The following is a 19,371-nucleotide window of genomic DNA, read 5'->3' as shown; positions in this document are numbered from 1 at the left end:
AAAGCCAATGATATCACGTATACAAGCCTCACAGACTTATAGTATAATTACTCCGAAAAAAGGATACGAATGTCAAATGGGTGCCGGTACGTGAAAATAGCCGGCTTAATAGGGAAACCGGTCGAAGCCGGTGCGGTCCCGCCACTGTAATTGGCCATTGCGCCAAAAGCCAGGATACCTGCCTGTTTGATCAACACGTAGTCTGCGAGGACAGATGATGTGTAAACAATGCTTATTTGTTGTTTACTGCATCTTTACCGTCGTAGAGATGCTTTTTTAATACATCCACAGGAGGAAGTTATATGAAAAAGTTCGCGGGGATATGGACAGCGCTCGTCTTGACAGCCGTTTTGATGACGGGTTGCAGCGGAGCTGACAGCCAAAGCGGCTCCAAGGCAGACCAGGAGCCAGGATCTTCTGAAGCGTTCCCGGTTAAAATTGATGATGCCTCAAAACAAGACGTCACCATCAAAACAGAACCGAAAAAAATTGTCTCTCTTATGCCGAGCAACACAGAAATTACATATGCCCTCGGGCTGGGTGACAAGGTAATCGGCGTTACGACAAACGATACCTATCCAAAAGAAGTCAAGAAGGTTGAAAAGGTCGGAGATATGAACGTTAATGTCGAGAAAGTCATTTCTCTCAAGCCAGACCTTGTCCTTGCCCATGAATCGGCGATATCAAGCTCTGCGGACGCTATGAAACAGCTGAAAGACGCGGGTATCACCGTCTTGACCGTAAATGACGCGCATTCGTTTCAAGAGGTATACCAATCAATTGAAATGATAGGGGAAGCAACCGGCGCTGAAGATAAGGCTGATAAACTAATCAGCAGCATGAAGTCAGACTTGCAGGAGATTAAAGACAAAGCGAAAACCATTTCTGAAAAGGATGAAAAAACGGTATTTGTCGAGGTGTCTCCTGCCCCCGAAATCTATACCACGGGAAAAGACACGTTTATGAATGAAATGCTGAATGTCATCCACGCGAAAAATGCAGCATCTGGCCAAACCGGCTGGGTGCAAATGACAGATGAAGCGATCGTTAAGCTGAACCCTGACGCGATCGTCACAGCTGACGGAGAAAAAGCCGCAGATGTGGAAAAACGCGATGGCTGGAATGTGATAAATGCAGTGAAGCATCATAACGTTTATAATGTTGATCCTGATCTGGTTACACGTTCCGGCCCCCGCTTAATTGAAGGGGTCGAAGAACTTGCGGAAAGCATTTACCCTGACACGTTTACAAAATAATCGCTTCGCAGCGTATATGATCAGCCTGCTGTTTCTGGCCGGCAGTATATTGATGGGAATCTCTATCGGCAGTTTAGAGATTCCCGTTTCTGTCATTCTTCGTATTTTTTGGCATGAAGGGTTGGGGGGGGCGGCAGGTTCATATGATCCGATGTATACCAATATTATGATGAACATCCGCCTGCCGAGAGTCGTGCTGGCAGCGCTTGTCGGTGCTGCTCTTTCATTAGCCGGCGCAGCTTTTCAAGGGCTTCTGAAAAATCCCCTTGCTGATCCCTACACATTGGGCGTCTCATCAGGAGCTTCCGCCGGTGCGGTGATGACATTGTTTTTCGGTTTGCAGCTTCCTATGATCGGCGGCTTTACACTGCCGGTTATAAGTGTCGCGGCTGCATTGGCGACCATGTTAACCGTTCTCTCCTTCAGCCGGCTTATCCATGATTCCATGTCCGTTTCAACTCTCATCCTGACCGGGATCATCACAAACTCATTTCTGGGCGCTCTGATCTCGCTTGTGATTGCTCTGACGGGGAATGACCTGCTTCCGATTGTCCATTGGCTGCTTGGAAGTGTGTCGATGCGGGGCTGGCGCTATGTGATCTTATTCCTGCCTTTTTTTATGACAGGAGCGGTGTTATTGATCCTTAATGGAAGAGAGCTGAATGTCATGACATATGGAGAGGATAAGGCCAGAATGCTCGGTGTCAGCGTTCAGCGGAGAAAAATCATTATATTGATTGCCGGCTCCCTTCTGACGGGGAGCGCTGTCGCTGTATCAGGGACGATCGGCTTTGTCGGCCTGGTTATTCCGCATATTACAAGGCTGATCTGGGGAACTGACCACCGGCATTTGCTTCCGCTGTCTGCTTTGATCGGCGCGGGTTTTCTCGTTCTTGCTGATGTGGTCTCACGGACTTTAATTGAGCCCGTTGAGCTGCCTATCGGAATTATGACAGCTTTGGCCGGGGCTCCGGTCTTCGCACTCATTCTTTTACGCCAGCATCGCGGAGGAAAAACGCATGATTAAAGTATGTAACCTGTCGGGAGGATATGGAAGCCAGCGTATCATAAAGAATATAAGCTTCTCTGTTGAAAAAGGCGAATTTCTCGGCATTCTTGGCCCTAATGGCAGCGGAAAAACAACACTTTTAAATGCAATGGCAGGCACTCTGCCGGCGGCGGAAGGGTCCGTTCATCTGGCCGGAAAGCCTCTTGCGCGGTACAAACCGAAAGAGCTCGCGCAAATCATGGCGGTTTTGCCGCAAAAAACGAGCCAAACCTTTACCTTCACCGTAAAAGAAACCGTTTCGTTCGGCAGATACCCCTTTCAAAAAGGGTTATTCAGACAGATGGACGAAAAAGATGAAGCGATTGTTCAAGAAGTGATGGAGCAGACGGGGGTGGCCTTATTCGCGCAGAAGTCCATCCGTGATCTGAGCGGGGGAGAGCAGCAGCGGGTTTACTTGGCTCAGGCCTTGGCCCAACAGCCGGATGTTTTGTTGTTAGACGAACCGACCAATTTTCTTGATATGTCGTATCAAAAGGAATTGCTCGATTTAGTGAAGCGGCTTACGAGAGAAAAAGGGCTGGCTGCCGTCGGTATTTTTCACGATGTGAATGCGGCCAGTCTGTACTGTGACTGGTTATTGTTTATGAAAAAAGGAACGGCGGGCCAAAAGCGAAAACCAGAGCACGCCATAACTGAACGGAAAATCAAAACGGTTTATGATACGGAAGTAAATACATTAGTCCATCATGAATCACCTAAACCGTTCATTGCCATAAAACCCGAGCAGCCAGTACTTAAGAGGCCTGATATCATACCCTTTGCATCTTTATTGAAATCGGAACGGGACTGCCTCCTCTTACAAACAGAGACGCCGCTCCGCGTGCTGTCCGCTTCCGGCATTGGGTCGGGTTTTTCATGGAGCCGGACATTTATACAAAAGCAGATGCCGGCCCATACGAAAGAAGAGTTAGCCGATCTGCTGACGGCTGAGGGCTTTACTCTCCAGGAAACATGCGCGATGGCTTCTGCTGACAAGCCTGGTCAGCCCATATGCCGGACATTTGAAGATGGAGACCTGTCCGTTTGTATTTCCGTATCGTCCCATTTCACGATTTGGATGTTCATAAATGGTTATCTTTCAGACGAAGCCTTTGTGCGTGCTGTAATGACAGCGGGAGAAGCCAGAGGAAAAGCCCTCGGCGCTGGTGAGCAAGCAGCGGATGGAGGCGTACTCATAGCGGCCTCCCAGGAAACCGGGCTTGCACCGAAAACAGCCGGCGAAGAGCGGCTCATGCAGTTGATCCGCTTTGGAGCAAACGAGTGTGTGAAAGAGGCGGTAAACAGGTTGAAATAAAAAAACGCTGAAAAGGTGGAATGCGAGTTGAAACTTTATACAAGAACAGGTGACAAGGGGCAAACAAGCTTGATCGGCGGAAGAGCGGATAAAGACAGTCTGAGAGTGGAGAGCTATGGAACGGTTGACGAGCTGAACAGCTTTGTCGGACTTGCGTTGGCTGAGCTTTCAGAACATCAGGGCTTTGATGATTTAAAGGCAGAGCTTCTTACGATTCAGCACGAGCTGTTTGATTGCGGCGGGGACTTGGCGGCAGTTAAGGAAAATAAAGAGTGCAAGCTAAAGGCAGAAGCGGTGTCCTTTTTGGAAACGCGTATTGACGCTTATACAGCAGAAGCCCCCGCCCTTGAGAAGTTTATCCTTCCCGGAGGCTCCAAAGTGTCCGCCCTCCTTCACACGGCGCGTACGATTACGAGAAGAGCGGAACGGCAGGTCGTTGCGCTGATGAAAAAAGAAGACATCCATGACGTGACCCTCCGCTATCTCAACCGTTTATCTGACTATTTCTTCGCTGCTGCACGAATCGCAAATGCGAGGCTCGGCATTGCCGATGTGGAATATGAAAGAAGCGCCATCGTTTTTGGAAAAAGAAACAGCGCCGAATTATAAGCTTCAAAAAAAGCCGGTATACCGGCTTTTTTTCTATGTGTGGCATATTCGTCTCTCTTCCTTTGTCAATTCTCTCCCTTTTATGACAATAAAATGAACCTTATGAATTATTGACTGAAAAGTGGGAAAATGAGATATTGTAAGCAGTTGTAAAATATAGGCAATCGAGGGGGCTCTGATAGATGGTGAAATTCATTGATGGGGAAAGCGTCTGGAAGAGAAATTTCAACTATCTTTTTTACTCCAGACTGATAAAGATATCCGCAGACAGTTTTGCGTTTAATTCAATTTTATGGTTGTTGATTTATGATGGGGAAGGTGCGATCGGTACGGCCCTTCTTATCGCCGTCACCTTTTTGCCAGAAGCATTTTTAGCCCCGATCACAGGGCCTTTTATGAAAAAAAACACGCTTAAATTCTGGATGTACTTTTCAGATATAACGAGAGCGGCAGTTGTACTTATAATTCCTATATGTTATTTCAATGGTTTTTCTCCTTTATGGTTCGTTATGGCACTTATGATCTTACATTCAGCGACAGGCGCTGCCTACAACCCGGCATCCGTTGCCATTATTCCGCAAATCGTAAACGAGCAGGGGATTCAAAAAGCGAATGCATTGCTGCAGTCTTCCGCCCAAATTGTTAGGCTCGGCGCTTTTACGCTATGCGGAGCTATCCTGACTTTTATCGGCCCTGCGTATACGATGCTCTTTGCCCTCATCCTTTACCTGATTTCAGGCTTTTTAGTTCTCTTTATCAAATATAAAACGGTTCAGACAAAAACAATGGATCTGCCGGCAGCCACACAAAGAGGTACATATTTTGGCAGATTAAAAAGAGGCTTTGTTCTTGTAAGAAAACATCAAATTCTATATCCGTTGGCGATTTATTGTATCTTCATGAACTTAGCAGCCGCACCGTGGGAGGCGTTAAGCGCGGTGTATGTGGCAGAGGAGTTAAACAGTCTGCCGATCACGTTTTCTCTTTTAAAGGCAGTCACATCCGGCGGTGCGTTTTTAATGGGATTCCTCCTTGCGAAAGTGAAAGTGAATAAATACGGGCTGCTTTTTGTAACAGCCGGTATCATAGAAGGAATCGCCTTCTTTATCACAGGAATGAACACGTTTTTGCCGCTTGTATTCCTCGCCGCATTTGCATTCGGTGCTGCGGTAAGCGCGATCAATGTTCCGGAATACACCATTATCCAAACGTCCGTGGATGAAGAAGATCAGCCTCAGGTATACGCGGTCATCCATATGATCTCGAATCTTTCACTTCCCGCCGGCGCTATTGCCTGCGGATATGCTGCAAATGCCTTTGGTTCCGGGAAGGTTATTGCGGTCGGAGGCGCGATTGAAATTCTCGCGGGAATCGGAATTCTGCTGTTCACCAAGCTTGCCAAAGCCCAACGCTCTGATTTAATAAGAGAAAGAGAAGCAAGTGTACATATATAAATCTTCAAGGCGCCCATACAAAAGCATGGGCGTTTTTTGTTTAGGGTCCTGCACAGAATACGACTCTGGTCTTATGACAAAATCAATCTCTGACTCGTTTTGCCGCTTCTGCAATTTGTTTATAGTAAAGACATGGAATACGAAAGGAGGATCAGCATGAACATAAACGTAAAAACAGCAGGCGGATTTCTATTAATCGTATTTGGGATTTCTGTCTTTTTCGGAGGAGGCAATTTTGCCTTTATTATCCCGCTCGCGATCGGCGGTTTGTTGTTATATGCAGGAATAAAAAGATTCGCCAAAGGCAAAACCGTCACAGGGATCATCTTCGGCGGAATCGGCGCTATGATGCTTGTCAGTTCATTGCCATTTTTGGTCGGAATCGCTCTGGCGGCGGTAATGGTCTACTTCGGCTGGAAGATGATGAAAAACGGTTCAGACGAAAGCCGTACAGCATCCTTTGACCCAGAGCCTGCTTCAGCAGCTTATGAATCTAATTTTGACGCCGAATGGGAAGAATTTTTGAAAAAAAAGTAACCAAATAGGAGGAAATATAATGGTTTTAAAAAGAATAAGAAATATGTTTGTCGCATCTGTTAATGAAGGTCTGGATAAGCTGGAAAATCCGAAGGTTATGCTGAATCAGTATGTCCGTGACATGGAAAGTGATATCGCAAAAGCAAAGCAAACGATTGTCAAACAGCATACGATTGCCCATCAATTTAAGAAAAAATATGAGGAAGCAAGCCAAACGGCTGGTAAACGCAAAAATCAAGCACAGCTGGCTTTTGATGCAGGCGAAGAAGAGCTGGCGAAAAAGGCGCTTACAGAAATGAAATACTTGGAGGGCAAGGCGGCCGAACATAAAGCATCCTATGAGCATGCCGATCAACAATTGGCAGAACTGAAAGAACAGCTCAGCACGCTTGAAGTCAGACTTCAGGACGTGAAAGACAAAAAGCAGGCGCTTATCGCCCGCGCTAACGCGGCAAATGCCAAAGAGCATATGAATGCGTCATTCGACAAAATTGACAACGAAAGCGCGTACCGTGAATTTTTGAGAATGGAAAACCGAATAGAAGAAATGGAAGTGCGCGCGAATTATTCTCAGTCAGCTGAAGCGGGAACAGAATACAGCCGGACTGAATTCGCAGGAGAAGTTGAAGCGGAACTTGAGAAAATGCGCTCTCTCTCATTAAAAAAAGCGGAACAAACATCAGCAGTAAATGAATAATGGTGCAGCGGGGAAGGGTTTTGAAAAAAGTCCTTCCCCAGATGTACGTATCAATTACAGGCCTTTTCCCTTATAATAGAATGAATGAATAAAAAGGATGAAAAACAAATGAAAAAAATGTTTGGCAAACTGCTGATTGTTGCGGGCGTTTTTATTTTTGCAGCTATTATGATGAAAGACGTGCTTGCTGAACGATTTTCTCCATTAGAAGGCACAGAAGCAGAATCAGCGAGCGCGTCGCCGCATGAGATTAACAGCATGACGATTTCCGCAGAAAACATTCATGTACATGTCATTGCGGAAGAGCGTAACGACATTTCGGCAAGCATAACAGGAAAATCTGGGAAACTTTATGTAACGGAAAACGGAAAAACACTGGGGCTGACAGCAAAGGAAAAAGGATTTCAATTTCTGAATTTCTTTCATCAGTCCTCTCTTGTTGTCCGGGTTCCGTATGCCTATAAAGATGAAATTCTCGTTCGCTCATCCAGCGGCGATATAGATCTTGATGGAAACGGAAGCTTGGCTCTCCGGGATTTGAGTGCAAAGTCATCGAGCGGAAATATGACGTTTAAGAATGCAAAAATCAAGGACCTTGAAGTGAAAGGCTCTTCAGGAAATACGGTTTTGTCAGAGCTTGAGACCAAAACGGCAAGCATACGCTCTGCATCCGGCAATGCCAGCCTGGCCAATGTGTCAGGATCTCTTGATGTGCAGATGTCATCAGGAAATCTCAATGCCTCGTTTCAGGAAATCAACTCCCCCGCATCTCTCAAGCTGGCGAGCGGCAATGTTAAAATGTCGCTTCCTGAAAAAGGTGATTTTACAGTGAATGCCGCAACTACAAGCGGGAATATTAATCCATCGTATTCGTTTGATGATAAAAATCTTGATCAAAACAAACTGACAGGAAAACGGGGCAGCGGAAAACAGCAGATTGAGATTAAAGTGACAAGCGGGAATGTTACAATCCGGTAGCAATCTGGCAGGAGAAAGGAGGCGGAACAGCTGAGAATGACAAAAAAACAGCTTCTTGGACTTATCATTGCTCTATTTGGCATCAGTATGTTTTTACAAATTATCGGCATCGGAGATTTACTCTTTTGGCCGCTCTTTTTTCTGATTGCCGGTTATTTTTTGAAAAAATATTCCCGCCACTGGCTTGGATCTGTCATGTATATCTTTGCCGCTTTTCTTTTTTTGAAAAACCTGTTCAGCATTACGTTTAACCTATTTGGCTATGCCTTCGCCGCTTTTTTAATTTATGCCGGCTACAGGCTTGTGAAAGGAAAAGCCGTGTTTGACCAGGATAAGAAAATCAATTTGGACAAAAAGGAGAAACAGCCTGAGTCCTCCGGCCAAGCCGATTATAAACAGACGGAACTGAAAAGCTTTTTTATCGGTGAGCTGAGACTGATGAAAAATCCGTTTGATCTGAATGACTTAAATGTTTCTGGTTTTATCGGCGATGTGAAAATTGATTTATCGAAAGCCATTATTCCGGAAGGTGAAAGCACCGTCGTCATCAGCGGAGTGATCGGGAATGTCGATATTTATGTACCGGCTGATCTTGAGGTATCTGTCAGTTCTTCTGCCTTTATCGGAGACATTGACCTTATCGGATCGAAAACAAGCGGCATGAGCACAAAGCTGTATGCGGCTTCACCTGATTACAGCCAAGCAAAACGGCGGGTCAAAATATCGATTTCCTTATTTATCGGTGATGTGGATGTGAAATATTTATGAGGAAAAAAATACTCGCCAATATTCAATGGCGTGCAATCCGCATGACAACAGGGATCAGCCTGCTCTTATGTGCCGCCTTAATCGGGCTTCTTCTGTTTTATTATCAGCTTGATCCTGTGCTGTTATTATCATCCGGCTGGTTCGGCATTCCGTTTATTTTGATTTTGCTGCTTATCAGCCTTGCTGTCGGCTTCGCATCGGGGTACATGTACGGCAACCATTTGAAAACGAGAATTGATAAGCTGATAGAATCAATTTTAAAGTTTGAAAACGGCAATTTCTCGTATCGGGTGCCGCCGCTTGGAGAAGACGAAATCGGCCTTGCCGCTGATCAGCTGAATGAAATGGCGAAACGGGTGGAGCTGCAAGTCGCTTCTTTGCAAAAATTGTCAAATGAAAGGGCCGAGTGGCAGGTGCAAATGAAGAAATCCGTTATTTCAGAAGAACGCCAGCGGCTAGCAAGAGATCTCCATGATGCCGTAAGCCAGCAGCTCTTTGCCATTTCGATGATGACGTCCGCTGTTTTGGAAAATCTAAAGGAAGCGGATGATAAAACAGTCAAACGGATCAGAATGGTAGAGAACATGGCGGGAGAGGCCCAAAATGAAATGAGGGCGCTGCTTCTCCACTTACGACCGGTCACCTTAGAAGGAAAAGGATTAAAGCAAGGCTTAATCGAACTGTTAAATGAATTTCAAGCAAAGCAGCCGATGGATATAGAATGGGATATTCAGGACACGGGAGTTTCAAAGGGTGTGGAAGACCATTTATTCAGAATTGTCCAAGAGGCGCTTTCTAACGTGTTCAGGCATTCAAAAGCCTCTAAAGTCTCAGTGCGCCTCGGATCAAAAAATCGGCAGCTTCAGCTGAAGGTCATTGATAATGGCGCGGGTTTTACGATGGATAAGGTTAAAACATCTTCGTACGGCTTACATTCAATCAAGGAACGGGCAAGTGAAGTCGGCGGAGTCGCGGAAATCATATCAGTAGAAGGGAAAGGAACACAAATCGACGTAAAAGTCCCGATTTTCCCAGAAGAAAAAGGAGAGAACCGACAGTGATTCGAGTGTTGTTGATTGATGATCATGAAATGGTCAGAATGGGTCTTGCGGCTTTTTTAGAAGCGCAGGCGGATATTGAAGTGATAGGCGAAGCCTCAGACGGAAGCCAGGGCGTACAGCTTGCCGTGCAATTGAAACCGGACGTCATTTTGATGGATCTTGTGATGGAGGGAATGGACGGCATCGAAGCCACAAAACAAATTTGCGGCGTGCTCGATGATCCGAAAATTATTGTGCTGACAAGCTTTATTGACGATGACAAAGTGTATCCTGTCATCGAAGCGGGAGCGCTCAGCTATTTGTTGAAAACATCAAAAGCGGGAGAAATCGCCGACGCCATCCGGGCAGCAAGCAAAGGAGAGCCTAAGCTTGAATCGAAAGTGGCGGGAAAGGTTTTGTCCAGACTGCGCCATTCAAATGACAGCGCACTCCCGCATGAAACATTAACGAAAAGAGAGCTGGAAATACTCTGTCTCGTGGCAGAAGGCAAAACGAATAAAGAAATTGGTGAAGAACTGTTTATCACAATAAAGACCGTAAAGACCCATGTCACCAATATTTTATCAAAACTAGAAGTCGCCGACCGGACTCAAGCGGCTGTCTATGCCCATCGGAATAAACTCGTCAAGTAGACCGGCCGCGCTTTCAAGCCATGCGGCGCTTCATTTATTGCGTGACACCTTTTGTCCCGAAGTCTCTGACAATCACCTTCACATGGTACTCAATATCTGATTCGCTGAATACTTGATCCCATTTTTTTGAGATTTTTCTCCAATGCTGAGGATAATGAATCCGCACTTGGTCTCCTAAACCGGTTATATCGGTTTTAATATCATCTTGCAGCAGAGTGATAAACTCTGTCACTTGAGCTTGGATTTGTTTCTTTGTCGCTTCCTCAATCTCTTTTATATACGAATCCTGAAACGAGTTTTCTTTCGGGTTCCAGTCCTCTGACAAGCGCCCTTCCACTTCTCTGTTCACGACGAATTTAAATTTTCCGTCCCGATATGAGGTTTTAATGCTTTTGTGGCTGGAATAGACTTCGTAGGAAAAAAGCTCCCCATCATGTTGGGCGTCAATTACACCGCCTTTCACTTCTCCAGTAAACAAATTCATGGCTTGCACCTGTCCGGGGGACAAATCAGCATGCCAGTACTTGTTTTTAATAACAGAGGCTCCATCAACTTCAATTTTGCCAGCTTGGACACCCACGCGAGGAATAACAAATGAATCTCCTGCCGTCATTTTCTTTGAAACATCCCCTAATGTGACAGCTTCCATCATTCTGATAGTCACCTTATTATTGTCTGTTAATTCGTAGATAACGTTAGAAGCAGGATCGCCCTCATCACTGATTTTTAAGATGTCTTTTGCTTTGTCAGTTACGACAAATACATGGGAGCTTCGCCTTGTTCCGTTATCTCTTACAAACTGATTAAGAAGCGCATCCATTTGAATATCATTGGAGAGCAGCTTCTTAGACATCAAGATCACGCGCAAATGCTGAGAGAAGGAAGGGCGATTTTTTAAAGCTGCCGTCCTGAAAACTTGATGGACGGTTTCCCCTTGGGTCGTGGAGATTTTCGTCGGATCTCCTGAAGAGGATTGCTGAGCGCTTATTTTTCTAGGAATTAATATTTGCTGTGAAATTTCCAGATTCTTGCCGTTTTCCGGTTTATCAAGCCCCAGCCCGATAATTAGGCTTAAATCCTCAAGGTTGCGGCTGTCCCAGCAGCCGGTTAACAGAATTGTGCACAAGATGAATAAGAGGATGGGTTTTCTCATTGCGCTTTCAGCCTCCTTTTCAATGCAACCAATAGAAATGTAACAAAGGGCGTCACAAACAGCCCTAAGAAAACATAGCCCAGATAATCACTAAACGCCATGACTTGATTCGCATCTTTGGGCCATAGAGAAATGAAAAAAGTGACAACGGAGATGATGAAGATTCCCGTTTTATTAGAAGACCTGAACACTTTTTTCAGACCGGATGCTGCAAAAAACGTGTACATCACATAAGTGGTGAAAAATTGAATGATCCAAACGATAAGCAAAAATGATTCAAATCGTTCAACAAACAGCCCCTTTGTTTCAAAGGATTGAAATAGGGTGATCGTCGGCCAAATAATGGATACGACCTCAGGGACGGACAACGAGCCGACCACAATGACATAAGTGATGATGTATAAGAAAATCGGGATGGAAAATCCAATTGCCGATGACTTAAACATCTGTTTTCTTTTTTTCATATACTTAGGCAAAAACAGCATAACCTCCACACCTAAGAAAGAAACGGAGACGATAGTAAGGGAATTAAAAACAGAGCTCATTCCCTGTCCAAGCACAGGCCGCATATTATTAATGTCGAATATTTGTAAGCTGAATGCAAACACAATCAGCAGAATGATAATTGTCACTGTTAAATAGAAAGGAAAAAGTCTTGATATATCACTCATTCCGCCAATCATTAAATAGATGCCGCAAAAGATAAAGCTTAACAGGATGACCTGAATTGGCGTGTTTTCAAGCAGAAAGAATTTCACCATTTCAGCCATCGCCCTTGCTTCAAAACTGGCGACGCCAATAAAGTAACCGGTAATTCCCAGATTCAGCAAACTGCCCAAAAAACGGCCGAATCCTTCTTGGACATAATCAAAGTAGGATTCATATTGATGTTTTTGTATGATTTTTGTGTTTAAGAAAATGAGAAATATAAAAATCAGACCTTCCAGCATTAAGACAATCCAGCCGTCCGGGGAATTTGCTTTTGCCGTAAGCGTTCTTGGCAGTGACAGGAGCCCCGCGCCGAGCATGGTGTTTGAAATAATGGCCGTTGCTTCATAACTGTTGATTTTAGTTGGAGTCTTCTTTTGGCTCATTTGCATCATTCGCCTCTTTTGGTTCATTTTTTGTAGGAAGCCGGAAAATGGAATCATCGGCGTTTTTCAAACTGAAAAATCCATTAGGTGAAAAATAGGGCGAGCCAAAGCTTCTTTGCCTTGTTAAATGTGTATAAATAACCAGCATAAACAAAATGATGCCGTACAGGCCGAGAGTAGCCGCGGTAATCATAGAAATAAACCGGAGCACACGGAAGGAGAGCCCCATTCCGTATTGCGGAACTGTAAAAGAAGCAAGCGCGATGATACTTACTACAATCACCATGATGGAGCTGACCAGGTTTGCTTCAACCGCGGCCTGGCCGATGACGACTCCCCCCACAAGGCCGATGGTCTGGCCGAGCGGGTTAGGAAGCCGAAGTCCCGCTTCCCGCAAAAGCTCAATTGTAATCTCCATCAGCATGGCTTCAATGATAGGCGGAAACGGAACATTTTCTCTGTTAGCTGAAATCGTGACAGCAAGAGAAGTTGGCAGCAGCCCTTGCTGAAACGAAACGAGAGCGATATAAATCGATGATAAAAACAAGGTGAGAAAAATAGAAACAAATCGCAGTGTTCTGATGAGAGACGCGGAGATCCACCGTTCATAATAATCATCAGGTGACTGCATCAGAACGCCGAGAGACGCCGGCACAAGCAGCGCAAACGGAGAGTTGTCTACAAAAATCGCCACACGACCATTAAAAAGGGCGGAGGAGACCTTATCCGGCCTTTCCGTATTTTGAATTTGCGGAAACGGTGAATATTTATTGTCTTCAATCAGCTCTTCTAATGTGCCGGAATCCTGAATATCATCTAATTTCACTTCTTTGAGCCGGCTTTTTACATCCTCGATGACGGACTTCTTCGCTTTGCCTTCAATGTACATAATGGTGGCGTATTTGAGCTTGTTTTTTCCTATGAGCATTTTTTTGACAACAAGCTTAGGGTGATTCGTCCTTTGTCTGATCAGAGCGACGTTTGTGTCTGTATCTTCTACAAAGGCAACCTTTGGGCCCCTGACAACCTTTTCAGATGTAGGCTCCGTCAAACTCCTGACCTTTTTTTTGCTCGCTGATAGAATATAAACTTCATTCAATCCGTTCACAAATATAACGCAATTGCCTCTGAGCACGGAATTCACCGTATCCTTAACTGTCATTACGGGGCGGGCATCGATTTGGTCGAGGCGGTTTTTTAACTGATCCAAAGTGAGTGTGTCTTCATCCTTTGTCAGTGTCTTGACTGCGTCCTGCACTTTGCTTTGATCAATGAGTTCGCTAAAATACATATAGTAAAATACAAGCCCGCTGGCGAGCATTTTTTTATTTTGAATCAGATCGTCATTTTGATTTAAATCAGGAAGCACCAATGCTAAATTGTCGTGGATATATTCTTTAAACTCAGAGTGTTTCAACGCGCTCACCTCTTGTCGCAAATCCTTATTAGAGGTTATCTTTTCCTGTTAAAAAAATGATATACTGTGTTACAGTATTTCTTGATACAAGTTTTTTAGAGGAATGAGAGGATATAAGGTGGCACAGGTCAGACTGGCGGGGAAAAAAGAAGAAATCGAACAAATCATCAAATCGTTTGAAGAAAATTATGAAGTGGCATACACGTCAAAGGAGTATGGGAAAACGAATCCGAGATATAAATACTCTAAGGACTTGCGTGTGTATCTGGACTTGAAATTAAAATCAGCAAAGATTGAAAAATAAAAAGGATTTCAAGGACAGCCGGCGAATTATTTTCTATTGAAGCAACAGTTATGGAGGGATACATAAAAATGGAATACAGAATTGAAAAAGACACCATGGGAGAAGTAAAAGTTCCTGCTGATAAATTTTGGGGCGCCCAAACACAGCGAAGCAAGGAGAACTTCAAAATCGGTTCTGAGAAAATGCCGAAGCAAGTTGTGAAGGCGTTTGCAATTTTGAAACGAAGCACTGCTATCGCCAATGAACGACTCGGCAATTTGGATTCTGAAAAAGCGGAAGCAATCGCAGCGGTATGTGATGAAGTGCTCAAAGGCAAGTACGATGACAACTTCCCGCTTGTCGTATGGCAGACAGGAAGCGGCACGCAAAGCAATATGAACATGAATGAAGTGGTGGCAAACCGGGCGACTGCTTTATTAAAAGAAAAGAACTCCGATAAAACGATTCATCCAAACGATGACGTCAACCGCAGCCAGAGCTCAAATGACACATTCCCGACTGCCATGCACGTGGCGGGAGTCCTTGCCATTTATGAGCAGCTTGTGCCTGCGCTTGATCAGCTCCGCAATACGCTGGATGAAAAAGCAAAAGCATATCAGGATATCGTGAAAATCGGCCGTACGCATCTTCAGGACGCAACGCCGTTAACGCTCGGCCAGGAGATCAGCGGCTGGGTTTATATGCTGGACCGCTCAAAGGAAATGATTTTGGAAGCAACGGAAAAAATCCGTGAACTTGCGATTGGCGGCACGGCTGTCGGAACGGGAATCAACGCCCATCCGGAGTTTGGGGAACTCGTATCAGAAGAGATCACGAAACTGACCGGGCAAACGTTCAATAGCTCTCCGAATAAATTCCATGCGCTTACAAGCCATGATGAAATCACTTATGTACACGGCGCATTAAAAGCTCTTGCGGCTGACTTAATGAAAATCGCCAATGATGTCAGATGGCTGGCGAGCGGACCGCGGTGCGGAATCGGAGAAATCGTTATCCCTGAAAATGAGCCTGGAAGTTCTATTATGCCGGGTAAAGTCAATCCGACACAAAGCGAAGCACTTACGATGATTGCTGCGCAAATCATGGGGAACGATGCAACAATCGGCTTTGCTGCGAGTCAGGGGAACTTCGAACTGAACGTATTTAAGCCGGTTATCATTTATAACTTCCTTCAATCAGTACAGCTTCTCAGTGACGGAATGAACTCGTTCCATGATAAGTGTGCTGTCGGTATTGAGCCAGATAAAGAAACCATTCAGGAAAACCTGTCAAACTCTCTTATGCTTGTGACAGCGCTGAACCCGCATATCGGCTACGAAAATGCGGCGAAGATCGCGAAGCTTGCCCATAAAGAGGGATTGACCTTAAAAGAAGCGGCTCTCAAGCTTGAATTGCTGACAGAAGAGCAATTTAACGAGATGGTCAAACCTGAGGATATGGTGAAACCAAAAGCGTAATAGAAAAAAGACGGCTGCTTGTATAAGCAGCCGTTCCTTCTAAATAAATTGCTGTTTTAATAAGTAACGGAGCTGTTCTGCCTCTTTGGCAATTGCTTCCGATTCCTTCAGGTTAAGAATCATCCCCTTGATGATTGCTTGTTTCGGTGTTTTTTTCTTCATCTCCGCTTCAAGAATATCGAGGCTTTCAGTAAATTCCGGCGCAGAGATTGTGTTCATCTTGCCGATCTTTATGCGAATCTCTTTGATAATAGACTCACTAAGAGGGTCCGGCCTTCCGTGATACAGGGGCCCAAACAGCGAGCTCGCTTCATCAAGCGAGATGAAAGGATCTTCATTTCTTTCTGCCATCCCATTCACCATGTCATCAATTCTCTTAATGACCGTTTCCGCTAATTGCTCAGGTTTCAGAGTTTGCCCTGTTACAATAATTAATTCCAGATAAATCTGACTGATTCCTTCGATCAAAAAACAAAGCTCGGCTGTATGAGGCTCTGCTTTTGCTCCGTACATATTCAATAGACTGTCAATGTGAAACTGAAGAACAGCCTGACGTATTTTTTTCGCGCATTGCTCGACTTCTTCCGTATAAGGAAGAGATCCTTCTCTCATCTGCATAGTAATAAAGTCTTTATGTTCAAGAATATTTTCAAAAAAAACAGCAAGCTGCTCCTTATAGGCTGACCTTGGATTGCCGCTCTTTGTTTGAATATGATGGATTCGGGTAAACATTTTATCATAATAGTAGTTCAGCATAGATAAGAGCAACGCTTCCTTGGAAGGAAAGTAAATATAAAAAGCGCCTTTAGACATTTTGCATTCATCGGCAATTTCTTGTACCGAAGTTGATTTGTACCCTTTTTGAGCAAACAGTTTAATTGCAGCTTCAATAATCAGTTTCTCTTTTTCCTTCAATGGTTCCACCCTTTCGGAGCCCGGAGGCTGACGGTTACGACAAAAAAAGATATGAGGATATGACTATAGGGTCATATCTGTATATTATAAATTTAACCTTATTGTAACTTGTTTTTTTATCCTGTATTATTTATATTATAAAGTGAGATGACCAAACGGTCAAAATTCACGTGAAAGGGTGAATCTACATGAGAGAATTGGACGAAATGATCAGCCGCTTACGAAACAGAGGGATTAAAGTTGAAAAAGTCACTTATCCTAAGCAAACCTTGTCTGAGAAGAAATGGGTTCATCAATGCAAACAGCCGATAAAAACGAACTACAGAGATTTTAACGGTTATTCCTTCACATAAAAAAGACTGCAAAAAATCACAGTCTATTTCTTTGGCACTGCTATACGGTAGGTTACTCCCGTTTTGTCATTTTCGATTGCGATTGACGCCTTATGAAGAGTTAAAATACGTTTTACGATGCTGAGACCAATGCCGAATTCGCCTTTCTTCCCTTTATTAAAAGGCTCGTACAGGCTGGTAAGCATCTCATCTTCAATATGGGGCCCGTCATTTTTAATCGTGATGAAGATGTTCTGAACATCCTTTTTAATGCTGACTTCAATCTTTGTTTCAGCGTACCGGATTTGATTTTCCAGTATGTTTTCGAGCAGCTTGCTCCATTGTTCAGGATCACCGGGCATTACGGTGTCTTCTTCTACATCAATGACCCACGACAATTCTTTTCGAGACCATTTCAGCCTCTCGATCACTTCTTCAGTCACTTCTGCAATGCTGAATGTTTCATGATGCACATTTTGCTTTAATAAATAATCCAGCTTGGTTAAATATAATAAATCCTTAATTTTCTTCTCTAATTTTTCCGCTTCGCCTTCAATGACATCTATCGTATTTTCGAGGTCCCCTTTAGGAAAAATCCCATCTTTAATGGACTGCGTATAACCTCTGATGACCATCACCGGGGTTTTTAAATCATGAGAAATATTTTGCAAAAGCGTTCGCTCTGTTTCATCTTTTTGAACCAGCTTTTGGCGCATGTCCTCAATTGTATGGCCTAGTTTCCCGATTTCATCTTGGCGGTCAACGATAACCGGATCATCCCAATCTTGTTCCGAAATGCGTTTGACGTGCTTTTCAAAGCTGACAAGCGGACGTGATAAGTACTTTGCAAGCCAAATCGCGGGAATCCAGCTTAACAAGATGACGCCTGTGAGAATAAACAGCAGCTGTTTGAATAAAGTAAACGCCAGATCATCCCGGTAGGAATCAAGAGCGTAGGAGAGCATCATCGCAGATTGGCCATTTACCGAAAGCCCCTTTTTAATAACAAAAAACACCTTTTCTCCGTTTACATCCTCGCTATAGCGTTTCATTTTTACATCCTGCTTGTTCGCCAGCTTGTACACCTTATGAATAAATGATGATGACAGCGTTGTTAAATTCCTGTCGCTGGCAGCATCTTCACTTTCAGGCAAGAGCACGTGCTGCACGGATCGCACAGTCGTGGGGGCTGTTGCTTCCTCACTGTAATAGCGCCTTTCGATTGAACCGGGAAGACGGTACTCGGTCAGCACATGCTGCTCATTTTCGATCGTTGTATACGTCTCATTAGTAAAGAAATCTCTTAATGTATTAGAAAAAAGCACGAGTAATAAAATAGATATAGCCAGCAAAATCCCTGATATGACAACCCAAATCTGAAAAGCGAGCGGCCTGTTTTTCATGATGTCATCATCCTGTAGCCGAACCCGTAAATGGTTTCCACTTTTAATTCAGGCATCTTCTTGCGCAGCCGCCGTACGAGGTCATCGACGACTCTGTCGGTTCCGAAATAATCATGTCCCCACACCTTTAAGAGAATATCTTCTCTGGAATAGGGGTGTCCTTTATGATGAATAAATAAGAGCAGCAGATCAAACTCCTTCGATGTCAGGTTGATTAAATTCCCCTTCTCATCATAAACCTCCCGGGCTTCCTCGGCGACTTTATAGGAAGACACGATCGTTTCAGTCCTTTGCGCCGCAGGCCCCTCCTTATATACAAGCTGCAAAAGCTTTTGAACACGAATGATCAGCTCTCTCGGCAAAAAGGGCTTTGCAATATAATCATTGCTCCCAAGCTCTAAGCCAAGTACTCTGTCAATATCAGCGTCACGTGCGGAGATAAAGATGACCGGCACATAAGGGTCTTTTTCTTTTATTTCTTTTATTAAAGTGTAGCCGTCCGTATCAGGCAGCATAATATCGAGAATCCATAGATGGGGTGACGGCTGCATCTGTTTTCTGGCATCCTCCCCTTTTGTGAAAGATGTAATGTTCCAGCCCTCGTTCTCTAAATATTTTGTAAGCAATTCATTCAGATTATCCTCATCTTCAACTAGATAAATGGTATATGACAAGGCAATTCACATCCTTTCAACGTCATTATAACTAGTTTTAACACAACTCAGGCGGATTTTCATAATTTCACATATTCTTTTCATTTTTATCCCACAATGTTTGTTTATGATGTATATAAGGGAAGAAAGGAATGAAAAAAGCGAGGAAAATGTTATATGATAAAACATACACTATTTTGGTGCTTTGCTTTTCTCCTCATTATAGGGACAATTGAACTTGTATATGCGATAAATATGTAATGATAAATGGAAAACCGTAAAAGGAGC

The 19,371-nt window shown here is 44.1% G+C and carries 19 protein-coding genes, 1 pseudogene and 1 riboswitch; of the genes and pseudogenes, 14 read left to right on the top strand and 6 right to left on the bottom strand.

All coding sequences use genetic code 11. From position 1 onward, the window contains the following. Window positions 1-61 precede the first annotated feature (61 nt). A riboswitch (cobalamin riboswitch) is annotated at window positions 62-200 on the top strand. Between the two features lie 102 nt (window positions 201-302). From AAHT65_RS02460 to AAHT65_RS02410, 11 genes and pseudogenes are all read left to right on the top strand, one after another. Further along, window positions 303-1,256: an ABC transporter substrate-binding protein gene (locus AAHT65_RS02460; RefSeq protein ID WP_343310924.1), complete on the top strand. Its 954-nt coding sequence runs from the start codon at window positions 303-305 to the stop codon at window positions 1,254-1,256. Then, on the top strand, window positions 1,219-2,283 hold the full coding sequence (locus tag AAHT65_RS02455; protein WP_343310923.1) for an iron ABC transporter permease: 1,065 nt from the start codon (window positions 1,219-1,221) through the stop codon (window positions 2,281-2,283). The genes AAHT65_RS02460 and AAHT65_RS02455 overlap by 38 nt, the downstream gene beginning before the upstream one ends. After that, a complete protein-coding gene (locus tag AAHT65_RS02450; protein WP_343310922.1) occupies window positions 2,276-3,619 on the top strand; it encodes an ATP-binding cassette domain-containing protein in 1,344 nt (447 codons plus the stop codon). Before AAHT65_RS02455 ends, AAHT65_RS02450 begins: the two co-directional genes overlap by 8 nt. Window positions 3,620-3,646: 27 nt before the next feature. Further along, on the top strand, window positions 3,647-4,228 hold the full coding sequence (locus tag AAHT65_RS02445; RefSeq protein WP_343310921.1) for a cob(I)yrinic acid a,c-diamide adenosyltransferase: 582 nt from the start codon (window positions 3,647-3,649) through the stop codon (window positions 4,226-4,228). Window positions 4,229-4,410: 182 nt separating this feature from the next. Beyond that, the gene (locus AAHT65_RS02440; protein ID WP_063637963.1) at window positions 4,411-5,682 is read left to right on the top strand and encodes an MFS transporter; all 1,272 of its coding nucleotides are present in this window, start codon (window positions 4,411-4,413) and stop codon (window positions 5,680-5,682) included. A gap of 156 nt (window positions 5,683-5,838) precedes the next feature. After that, window positions 5,839-6,219, top strand: coding sequence for a hypothetical protein (locus tag AAHT65_RS02435; protein ID WP_003326971.1), 381 nt, complete (start codon window positions 5,839-5,841; stop codon window positions 6,217-6,219). A gap of 19 nt (window positions 6,220-6,238) precedes the next feature. After that, a complete protein-coding gene (liaH, locus tag AAHT65_RS02430; RefSeq protein WP_061570653.1) occupies window positions 6,239-6,916 on the top strand; it encodes a stress responsive protein LiaH in 678 nt (225 codons plus the stop codon). 108 nt (window positions 6,917-7,024) lie between these two features. Further along, on the top strand, window positions 7,025-7,894 hold the full coding sequence (gene liaG / locus AAHT65_RS02425) for a LiaG family protein (RefSeq protein WP_088117944.1): 870 nt from the start codon (window positions 7,025-7,027) through the stop codon (window positions 7,892-7,894). A 36-nt stretch (window positions 7,895-7,930) separates the two neighbouring features. Continuing rightward, entirely contained in the window at window positions 7,931-8,662 is a 732-nt protein-coding gene (gene liaF / locus AAHT65_RS02420; protein ID WP_063637960.1) for a cell wall-active antibiotics response protein LiaF, read from the top strand. Beyond that, a pseudogene (gene liaS / locus AAHT65_RS02415) lies at window positions 8,659-9,742 on the top strand (two-component system sensor histidine kinase LiaS). Before liaF ends, liaS begins: the two are co-directional and overlap by 4 nt. Continuing rightward, complete coding sequence (locus tag AAHT65_RS02410) at window positions 9,720-10,355, top strand: response regulator (RefSeq protein ID WP_003326976.1); 636 nt, start codon at window positions 9,720-9,722, stop codon at window positions 10,353-10,355. Before liaS ends, AAHT65_RS02410 begins: the two are co-directional and overlap by 23 nt. A 34-nt stretch (window positions 10,356-10,389) precedes the next feature. On the opposite strand, the gene AAHT65_RS02405 is transcribed toward AAHT65_RS02410, so the two are convergent. Genes AAHT65_RS02405 through AAHT65_RS02395 form a run of 3 tightly spaced genes read right to left on the bottom strand, consistent with a single transcriptional unit; the run spans window position 10,390 to window position 14,019 of the window. Continuing rightward, the gene (locus AAHT65_RS02405; protein ID WP_088117943.1) at window positions 10,390-11,508 is read right to left on the bottom strand and encodes a Ger(x)C family spore germination protein; all 1,119 of its coding nucleotides are present in this window, start codon (window positions 11,506-11,508) and stop codon (window positions 10,390-10,392) included. Further along, the gene (locus AAHT65_RS02400) at window positions 11,505-12,602 is read right to left on the bottom strand and encodes a spore germination protein (RefSeq protein WP_063638384.1); all 1,098 of its coding nucleotides are present in this window, start codon (window positions 12,600-12,602) and stop codon (window positions 11,505-11,507) included. The genes AAHT65_RS02405 and AAHT65_RS02400 overlap by 4 nt, the downstream gene beginning before the upstream one ends. Further along, window positions 12,577-14,019, bottom strand: coding sequence for a spore germination protein (locus tag AAHT65_RS02395; protein ID WP_343310920.1), 1,443 nt, complete (start codon window positions 14,017-14,019; stop codon window positions 12,577-12,579). The genes AAHT65_RS02400 and AAHT65_RS02395 overlap by 26 nt, the downstream gene beginning before the upstream one ends. 118 nt (window positions 14,020-14,137) lie before the next feature. On the opposite strand from AAHT65_RS02395, the gene AAHT65_RS02390 reads away from it, so the two are divergent. After that, entirely contained in the window at window positions 14,138-14,323 is a 186-nt protein-coding gene (locus AAHT65_RS02390) for a YvzF family protein (RefSeq protein WP_003326981.1), read from the top strand. Between the two features lie 68 nt (window positions 14,324-14,391). Next, window positions 14,392-15,780 (top strand): class II fumarate hydratase, encoded by a 1,389-nt coding sequence (gene fumC / locus AAHT65_RS02385; protein ID WP_003326982.1) that lies wholly within the window; start codon window positions 14,392-14,394, stop codon window positions 15,778-15,780. A 39-nt stretch (window positions 15,781-15,819) separates the two neighbouring features. Here the strand turns inward: fumC and AAHT65_RS02380 are convergent, their stop codons facing one another. Further along, window positions 15,820-16,695, bottom strand: a complete 876-nt coding sequence (locus AAHT65_RS02380; RefSeq protein WP_106272688.1) for a TetR/AcrR family transcriptional regulator — start codon at window positions 16,693-16,695, stop codon at window positions 15,820-15,822. Between the two features lie 188 nt (window positions 16,696-16,883). On the opposite strand from AAHT65_RS02380, the gene spxO reads away from it, so the two are divergent. After that, window positions 16,884-17,048 carry an anti-adapter protein SpxO gene (gene spxO / locus AAHT65_RS02375; RefSeq protein WP_088117941.1) on the top strand — a complete coding sequence of 55 codons (165 nt, stop codon included), beginning with the start codon at window positions 16,884-16,886 and terminating at the stop codon, window positions 17,046-17,048. 23 nt (window positions 17,049-17,071) lie between these two features. Here the strand turns inward: spxO and AAHT65_RS02370 are convergent, their stop codons facing one another. Beyond that, window positions 17,072-18,430 carry a sensor histidine kinase gene (locus tag AAHT65_RS02370; protein WP_003326985.1) on the bottom strand — a complete coding sequence of 453 codons (1,359 nt, stop codon included), beginning with the start codon at window positions 18,428-18,430 and terminating at the stop codon, window positions 17,072-17,074. Further along, window positions 18,427-19,104, bottom strand: a complete 678-nt coding sequence (locus AAHT65_RS02365) for a response regulator transcription factor (RefSeq protein ID WP_010789890.1) — start codon at window positions 19,102-19,104, stop codon at window positions 18,427-18,429. The genes AAHT65_RS02370 and AAHT65_RS02365 overlap by 4 nt, the downstream gene beginning before the upstream one ends. Window positions 19,105-19,371 lie beyond the last annotated feature (267 nt).

Source organism: Bacillus atrophaeus, assembly GCF_039519175.1.
GTDB classification, from domain to species: domain Bacteria; phylum Bacillota; class Bacilli; order Bacillales; family Bacillaceae; genus Bacillus; species Bacillus atrophaeus.
The sequence above is the reverse complement of the archived record's forward strand: the minus strand, read 5'-3'. Positions and strand labels throughout refer to the sequence as shown.

Excerpts from the sequence above, each read along its gene's own strand:
- AAHT65_RS02460 (WP_343310924.1), top strand. The coding sequence starts at position 303 with ATGAAAAAGTTCGCGGGGATATGGACAGCGCTCGTCTTGACAGCCGTT.
- AAHT65_RS02450 (WP_343310922.1), top strand. The coding sequence starts at position 2,276 with ATGATTAAAGTATGTAACCTGTCGGGAGGATATGGAAGCCAGCGTATC.
- AAHT65_RS02440 (WP_063637963.1), top strand. The coding sequence starts at position 4,411 with ATGGTGAAATTCATTGATGGGGAAAGCGTCTGGAAGAGAAATTTCAAC.
- AAHT65_RS02435 (WP_003326971.1), top strand. The coding sequence starts at position 5,839 with ATGAACATAAACGTAAAAACAGCAGGCGGATTTCTATTAATCGTATTT.
- liaH (WP_061570653.1), top strand. The coding sequence starts at position 6,239 with ATGGTTTTAAAAAGAATAAGAAATATGTTTGTCGCATCTGTTAATGAA.
- liaG (WP_088117944.1), top strand. The coding sequence starts at position 7,025 with ATGAAAAAAATGTTTGGCAAACTGCTGATTGTTGCGGGCGTTTTTATT.
- liaF (WP_063637960.1), top strand. The coding sequence starts at position 7,931 with ATGACAAAAAAACAGCTTCTTGGACTTATCATTGCTCTATTTGGCATC.
- AAHT65_RS02405 (WP_088117943.1), bottom strand. The coding sequence starts at position 11,508 with ATGAGAAAACCCATCCTCTTATTCATCTTGTGCACAATTCTGTTAACC.
- AAHT65_RS02400 (WP_063638384.1), bottom strand. The coding sequence starts at position 12,602 with ATGAGCCAAAAGAAGACTCCAACTAAAATCAACAGTTATGAAGCAACG.
- fumC (WP_003326982.1), top strand. The coding sequence starts at position 14,392 with ATGGAATACAGAATTGAAAAAGACACCATGGGAGAAGTAAAAGTTCCT.
- spxO (WP_088117941.1), top strand. The coding sequence starts at position 16,884 with ATGAGAGAATTGGACGAAATGATCAGCCGCTTACGAAACAGAGGGATT.
- AAHT65_RS02370 (WP_003326985.1), bottom strand. The coding sequence starts at position 18,430 with ATGAAAAACAGGCCGCTCGCTTTTCAGATTTGGGTTGTCATATCAGGG.